This window comes from Pseudomonas sp. NPDC090203 (genome assembly GCF_044746765.1).
GTDB classification, from domain to species: Bacteria; Pseudomonadota; Gammaproteobacteria; order Pseudomonadales; family Pseudomonadaceae; genus Aquipseudomonas; species Aquipseudomonas putida_AD.
In genome coordinates this window covers 524,673-531,352 of sequence record NZ_JBIVCV010000003.1, presented here as the reverse complement: position 1 = coordinate 531,352, position 6,680 = coordinate 524,673, and the positions used below count along the sequence as shown (strand labels likewise).

Below are 6,680 nucleotides of genomic sequence, written 5' to 3'. Positions count from 1 at the left end.
CGCCCCCGCCGGCAAGCCGTGCTGCTACGGGGTGTGGGGGTGTTCACCAGAGGCAAGCACACCCCGATCCCCGTAGGAGCGCGCTTGCCCGCGACCGCGTCAGGTCCGGCGCCGCGATGTTGAATGACCCACCGCCGTCGCGGGCAAGCGCGCTCCTACAGGTTTGTGGCGGGTTCGAAAGACCGTAGCAGCCGGGCTTGCCCGCGGGGGCGTACTTGAAATCGCCCCTGGCACCGACCTCACAGCCCCTCAGCCCAGATCAGCTTCGATGATGATCATTTCCCGGCTGGATGCACGCAGGGCCAATACCATCGCCTGCTGATAGGCGGGATCGTCGTAGCACGCCTTGGCCTGGGCATAGCTGGGAAATTCGACGATCACGACACGGCGTGTATCGCGGGTTTCGATGAAGGTCTGGGCGTTGGGTGCCTTGAGCCTTGCGCTGTATTTCTCTGCGATGGGCGCCCAGAGCCTGCCGTACTCCTGCTGGGCTTCGGTGTCCGTCACGTCCGAGCCAAAAATGATCCAGTAGCCTTTCATCGAGCGTCCTCATTCTGGTTGTTTGTCGAGAGCGTAGTCGTTGCAGTGTCCGTGTGAACAATGTTCATGGGCGGGCCGGATATTAACCACCAGCAGCCCGATCAATGAAAGCACCGCACCCAGGATAAACCCGTCGCTGGTCGTCTCATCCAGCAGCCACATGCCGATCAGCACCCCGAACAGCGGCGTCATGAACGCCATCACCCCAAGGCGCGCCGCCAGATAGCGCCTGAGCATCCAGAACCAGATCAGGTAGCTGGCAAACGCCACCACCAGTGTCTGAAACACCAGGCTCGCCCAGGCTACCCCGTTGAGCACCATGCCGGCCTTGCCCGTGATGAATGCAACGGGCACCAACACCAACGATGCGCCCATGAGCTGGTAGTACAGGGTCTGCGTGGCCGGGGCTTCGCTGAGCTTGCTGGTGCGTACGGCCACTGTGGTCATTCCCCAGGCCGCGCCTGCGCACAACCCCATCGCATCGCCCAGCAAGCCTTGGAGCAGCGGGGCGGCGTCCTGTGTGTCACCCCGTGGTGCAAGAAAGGTGATGGCGATGCCGATGAACGCCAGCGCGATACCCAGCCATTGTCGAGGCCCGAGGCGTTCTTCAGGCAAGCGGATGTGCAGCCCGATGGCGGCGAACAGCGGCGCCGTGTAGAGAAAAACTGCCATGTGCGACGCTGTCGTGCGCAACAGACCTTCGGCGATGAACAGAAACTCTGCGGCGAACAGCAGCCCGACGATCAGGCCGGAGCGACACCAGAGCCCCGGCAACCAGGCTTCATCCACGATTTTTCGTCCGACGAGCCAGACCAGACCCGCCGCAATCGCCGAGCGCAAGCCCACCTGCATCATCGGGTCCACATCGTCGGCAATGGCTTTGATGGCGACCTGTTGCGCGCCCCAGGCCAGGCACAGCAGGGTCATGATCAGCATCGCCGGGCCATCCACTGGTTTTCTCACGTGCACACTCATTCTCTGTCAATTCTCGATAATCCATTGTCTCGGCTACGCAGGCGCGTTACAAATCATGTGTCTTGACGCTATGGAAGAGAAAAACTGCAGCATGCGCGCGGATACTCCCCTGAAGGCCATCGCCTGTTTCGATGCCGTGATGCGCACGGGCAGCGTCACACTGGCCGCTGAAGTGCTCTTCGTCACCCCTGGCGCCGTTGGCCAGCAACTTCGCAAGCTGGAGCAATGGCTGGGCATCCCGTTGTTCGTGCGCAGCGTGCGCAAGCTGCAACCGACCGAAGAGGCACTGCGCTACTGGCAGCAAGTCAGGCCGGCTCTGGAGCAGATCGATGAAGCAAGCGCATCGGTGCAGGGCAGAGGCGCCCTGCAGGTGTCGCTCTCCATGCCGCCTGCGTTTGCCAACACCTGGTTCGCCCGGCGCATGGCCGATCTCACCCAGGCACTGCCTGATTTGCAGCTGCGGATCAATGCGGCAGAAGAGGCCGTCGATGTCGTGAGCGGCCCCTACGATCTGGCGGTTCGACACTTTGACGGCAAGACGGACACACTGCACGCATCGCTGTTGCTGCGCGATGAGGTCAGCGTCTTTTGCAGCCCGCAGTACCGTGATGGCCTGCCACTGCGCGGGGTTGAGGATGTGCAACAGGCAACGCTGCTGCACATCACCTCACACGCCAACTGGTCGCGCTGGCTGGCAGATGCGGGCGTCGAATCGAACGGCAAGAAAAGCGGCCTGCGCTTTGACCAGTCGGAGCTGGCCATCGACGCCGCCCGGCGCGGACAAGGGCTGGTACTGACCAGCCCCTGGTTGGTGGAAGATGATCTGGAACAGGGCCGGCTGGTGCAGGTGTTCACACAGCCACTGCGCACAGGCAAGAGCTACTACCTGGTTCACGCCCGGGAGAAAACCCTCAGCCCCGGCGCGCAGCAGTTGCATGAGTGGATCGTTTCAATGAGCGAGCAGTGCGTCACTTGATCCCGGCATACACCAGCTTGACGAAGTGATCCGGCCCGATCACGAAATGTCCCCACTTCTGGTCAAAGGTTGCAGTGGGTTTCGCAGCGATCACCTCATCCAGTGATTTGCCCTGGTGTATGAGTTCAGCGACGTTTTCGCGCACCTGTACCAGCATGTCGCGAAACTCGATCACTTGCGCGCGGGTACCCACCGGGCCATGGCCGGGAATCACGATGGTGTGCGCAGTGGTACGTTCGATGGCCTTGTTCGCCCACTGGATGGCGGCGTCGATGCTGCCTCCGTCGTCGTTATCGATAAATGGATAACCCGCATTCCAGAAGGTGTCGCCCATCGCCAGGACATCGGCTTTTTCGAAATAGACCCACAGGTCGCCGTCCGTATGTCCGGGGCCGAAGTGCTCGACCTTGATCTTACTGCCGGCGAACGTGAACTCCTTCAGGTCATCGACCAGCAGTGTCGGGCGTGCCCCAAGCGGAACAGGCTCGAAGGTCCAGTTCCAGTCGTTGACGTGGGTGGTGCTCGACAGGTGATGCAGGGTGTTGGCCTGCGCCACGATGGTCGCACCAGCGGCATGCATTGCGGCATTGCCGTCGACGTGGTCCCAATGCCAGTGAGTATTGACCACGTACTTGACCGGCGCAGGACTGATCTGGAGCAACGCGGCCTTGACCTTGTCAGCGGATTTGCTGATACCCGCGTCCACCAGGAACTTGCCCTGTTTGCCGGACAGCACCACGATGTTGGCGCCTGAACCTTCCAGCACACTGATGCCATCGCGCAGGGTTTCGGTGACGATGGCGCCATCCGCTCGATGCAGATAATGATTGCCGGCGCCGGTATGAAAGTAGTCGTCGGGAGCCGACTGTTCATCGGCGTGAATCAGGTTCGAAGTGCAGAGGCAGGCAGCGGCGATCATCGCTGCGATACGTGAACGGGAGCACTGCTTCAGCGCGCGCCCTTGAAAAGATTTCATGTCGTTTTGCTCGATTGCGGGTGAGAAGTACGCGGTCTTTTGGTGCTCAGAAACCATGCAGCGAAGCGAAGGCTTCAATCGGTGCCTTGGGCATCTGTGGACGCTGCTGTGCCCATTGCGGATCGCCAAAGCCAATCGCCATGCTGCAAACCACCATTTCCTCGGCAGCCAGGGGCAGGTGGTCGCGGATCACCAGGTGGTAGCGCGAGAGAAATTCCTGGGTGCAGGTATCCAGGCCTCGGGCCGTGGCCGCGAGCATGATGTTCTGGATGAACATGCCCAGGTCCAGCCAGCTGCCTTTCTCCAGGCGGCGGTCGATGGTGAAGATCAAGGCAACCGGGGCATCGAAAAAACGGCAATTACGAGTGGTCTGCTCCGCCCGTGCGGCAACGTCATCGGCGGCGATGTTCAGCGAGCCGTAGAAGAGCGAGCCGAATTCGCGCCGGCGGGAGGCAAAGGGTTCCGGCAGTGGGTCCGGAAAGTAGCTGAACTCGGACCGATGGGCGCCTGGCGCTGTGGCGTGCACGTCGCTGAGGGCTGCGGTCAGCGCGTCTTTCACCGCGCCGGTGGTGACGTAGGCCCGCCATGGCTGCACGTTTGCGCCGGTGCCTGCGTAGCGTGCCGCATCGAGAATGCCTCGAATGGTCTCAACGTCGACTGCACGATCTATATAGAAGCGGTTGGCAAAACGACTCTTCATGATCCGCTCGACTTCGGACACTTCATTCGTCGCAGGCGCGGGATGGTTTGTCATGGTTCAGATCCGACTGGTTGATGATTTCTGTGCCGCCAACCTACGCCGCGCGGATGATGTCCAGAAGTGAACTTTCTACACTGTGAAAATGCACATCGTGCATGTGCGCATCTTTGATTCGCCTGCGCAATGTATGCACATCGTGCATTGCGGTGTTGCTGAAATTGCACTTCTTGTTTGCCAATCCACCCCGTAAGAATGCTCTCGGCACGCAATAACTTGCCTATTTCATTCTTACGTGCGGAAGCATCACTTATGACTTTCAACCGACACTCGGATACTGGCCGGCTAGTTGGCTTGGGTATCAAGATTCCCGACAGCTCACTGGCGCGCGAGATCACGCAATATGTTTGCGATTGTGAGAGTGAGCTGCTGTTCAGGCACTCGTGTCGCGTCTATTGCTGGGGCGCCAGGCTAGGCGTGCAAAGGCAGTTGAACTTCGACCCGGAGCTGCTTTACGCATCGGCCATGTTCCATGACGTGGGATTGACCCAGGCTTACCACAACAGCGACCTGCGTTTTGAAGTGGATGGCGCCAATGCCGCCCGTGATTTCCTGCGCGGGCATGGCATCTCGGCAGCCGATACCGAGAAGGTCTGGAATGCCGTTGCGTTGCACACCACCCCCGGCATTGCGGAACACATGGGCCCGGAGATCGCGCTGACGCAGGCAGGGGCGGGTATGGATGTGGCAGGGCGCGGTTTTGAACGCTTCACGGATGAGGAGCGCGCCGCCGTTCTGGACGTCTTTCCCCGTGAGGCCGATTTTGCGCAGCAGATGATCGATGTGTTCTACGACGGCATGAAACACCGCCCCGCGACCACCTTTGGCACCTTCAACGATGACTTCCTTGCCTACAAGAATCCGGACTTTCAACGGGTCAATCTTTGCAGCCTGATGCTGTGCTCTCACTGGACGAAGTAACCTGATCGTCCGCAACTCTTTGATTGCCTACCGGTGCTGGCGCGAGTTCGCGCGGCACTGCCGGGTTTTGGCTGTGTTCCTACAACAATAAGAGATTTTTTCCATGGCACATCACGACGCACTTGAAGTCGCTGCAACGGCGCCAGTGAACCGGTTCCATTACGGTCTGCTGTTCTGGTGTTCTTTCATCATGCTGTTTGACGGCTATGACCTGGTCATTTACGGATCGGTCGTGCCTCACCTGATGGAACAATGGTCGCTACCCGCCGTGCAGGCGGGGTGGATGGGAAGTGCCGCACTGTTCGGAATGATGTTCGGTGCATTGACCCTCGGCCCGCTGGCTGACCGTTTCGGGCGGCGCAAGGTCATTCTGGTCGCGATTGGCCTTGGCAGCCTGACCGCGCTGGCCAATGCTTTCGCGTGGGATGCCTGGAGCTTCGCGGTGCTGCGGTTCGTGACCGGCATCGGACTGGGTGGAACCATCCCCAATATCGTCGCACTCATCAACGACATGGCGCCCAGGGCCCGACGCAACATCATGACCACCATCATGCTGGGCTGCTATTCCTTGGGCGCGCTGCTGTCGGCGTTGGTGGCGCTGCTGGTGCTGGCGCGGTTCGGATGGCGTTCGACCTTCATCATCGCGGGCCTGCCGCTGCTGACGTTGCCTTGGATGTACCGTTACTTGCCTGAATCGCTGCCTTATCTGGTCAGGCGCGACAAGGCTTCGGCAAGTGCGCTGTTGCGCCGGATCAAGCCGTCCCTGGACGTAGCGAGTGTGCGCTGGCCGGTCGTGGATGCCCCGCAGGTGGGCGGTAGCGTCCAAGGCTTGTTCACCGAGGGCCGCGGGCTGCGTACGTTGGCGCTGTGGATCGGCTTCGCCATGTGCCTGCTGATGGTCTACGGCCTCAATACCTGGTTGCCGAAGATCATGGTCGCGGGCGGATACCCTTTGGTGTCCGGGCTGAAATTTCTCGTCACCATGAACCTGGGCGCGACGGCGGGGGCGCTGGGCGGAGGCTGGCTGGCCGACCGTTGGGGAGCGAAGCCGACGCTGTTGATTCTGTTGCTGCTGTCAGTGATTTCCCTTGGCGTGCTGGGGCTCAAGCCGGGCCCAGTGATGCTCTACGTCGTGCTGCTGATTGCAGGCGCGGCGACGCTTGGCAGTCTGGCGGTGATTCACGGATTTGCGGCGCAGCAATACCCCACCGATATTCGGGCAACCGGCATCAGCTGGTGCTCGGCGATGGGGCGCCTGGGCGGGATCGCGGGACCTGCGCTAGGTGGATTGATGCTGAGCATGAACCTGTCGCTGCAACTCAATTTCGTGTTGTGTGCGGTGCCGGGGGTGATTGGGTTTCTGGCGGTGGCGGCGGTCATCGAGCGCCGCGACCGGGGGCCGGGGCTGGTTCAGCTGCACGACTTGAATGCTTGAAAGAGGGTTGATTTGAGAGAGCCGTCAGATGAATCTGGCGGCTTTTTTATGGTCTGGACGCAGATACGTATTGAGGGGATGACGGCGCCCGTGCCGGGCG

7 protein-coding genes are annotated in these 6,680 nt (G+C 60.7%); 3 read left to right on the top strand and 4 right to left on the bottom strand.

The window, feature by feature from the left end; translation table 11 throughout:
• Positions 1-249 precede the first annotated feature (249 nt).
• Complete coding sequence (locus ACIPO9_RS07860; RefSeq protein WP_400779848.1) at positions 250-540, bottom strand: DUF1330 domain-containing protein; 291 nt, start codon at positions 538-540, stop codon at positions 250-252.
• A gap of 9 nt (positions 541-549) precedes the next feature.
• A complete protein-coding gene (locus ACIPO9_RS07855) occupies positions 550-1,509 on the bottom strand; it encodes a DMT family transporter (RefSeq protein ID WP_400779846.1) in 960 nt (319 codons plus the stop codon).
• A 97-nt stretch (positions 1,510-1,606) separates the two neighbouring features.
• Between ACIPO9_RS07855 and ACIPO9_RS07850 the strand changes: the two genes are divergently transcribed.
• Positions 1,607-2,491: a LysR substrate-binding domain-containing protein gene (locus ACIPO9_RS07850; protein ID WP_400779844.1), complete on the top strand. Its 885-nt coding sequence runs from the start codon at positions 1,607-1,609 to the stop codon at positions 2,489-2,491.
• Here the strand turns inward: ACIPO9_RS07850 and ACIPO9_RS07845 are convergent.
• Both ACIPO9_RS07845 and ACIPO9_RS07840 read right to left on the bottom strand, forming a co-directional pair.
• Positions 2,484-3,467 (bottom strand): MBL fold metallo-hydrolase, encoded by a 984-nt coding sequence (locus tag ACIPO9_RS07845; RefSeq protein ID WP_400779842.1) that lies wholly within the window; start codon positions 3,465-3,467, stop codon positions 2,484-2,486. The two genes, ACIPO9_RS07850 and ACIPO9_RS07845, sit on opposite strands and share 8 nt — an antisense overlap.
• 46 nt (positions 3,468-3,513) lie before the next feature.
• The gene (locus tag ACIPO9_RS07840) at positions 3,514-4,221 is read right to left on the bottom strand and encodes a nitroreductase (protein WP_400779841.1); all 708 of its coding nucleotides are present in this window, start codon (positions 4,219-4,221) and stop codon (positions 3,514-3,516) included.
• Between the two features lie 297 nt (positions 4,222-4,518).
• On the opposite strand from ACIPO9_RS07840, the gene ACIPO9_RS07835 reads away from it, so the two are divergent.
• Both ACIPO9_RS07835 and ACIPO9_RS07830 read left to right on the top strand, forming a co-directional pair.
• Positions 4,519-5,145, top strand: a complete 627-nt coding sequence (locus tag ACIPO9_RS07835; protein ID WP_400779839.1) for an HD domain-containing protein — start codon at positions 4,519-4,521, stop codon at positions 5,143-5,145.
• A 103-nt stretch (positions 5,146-5,248) separates the two neighbouring features.
• Entirely contained in the window at positions 5,249-6,580 is a 1,332-nt protein-coding gene (locus tag ACIPO9_RS07830) for an MFS transporter (protein WP_400779837.1), read from the top strand.
• The last annotated feature ends 100 nt before the right edge of the window (positions 6,581-6,680 follow it).

Coding starts and splice junctions, on each gene's coding strand:
- ACIPO9_RS07840 (WP_400779841.1), bottom strand. CDS start 4,221: ATGACAAACCATCCCGCGCCTGCGACGAATGAAGTGTCCGAAGTCGAG.
- ACIPO9_RS07830 (WP_400779837.1), top strand. CDS start 5,249: ATGGCACATCACGACGCACTTGAAGTCGCTGCAACGGCGCCAGTGAAC.
- ACIPO9_RS07845 (WP_400779842.1), bottom strand. CDS start 3,467: ATGAAATCTTTTCAAGGGCGCGCGCTGAAGCAGTGCTCCCGTTCACGT.
- ACIPO9_RS07860 (WP_400779848.1), bottom strand. CDS start 540: ATGAAAGGCTACTGGATCATTTTTGGCTCGGACGTGACGGACACCGAA.
- ACIPO9_RS07850 (WP_400779844.1), top strand. CDS start 1,607: ATGCGCGCGGATACTCCCCTGAAGGCCATCGCCTGTTTCGATGCCGTG.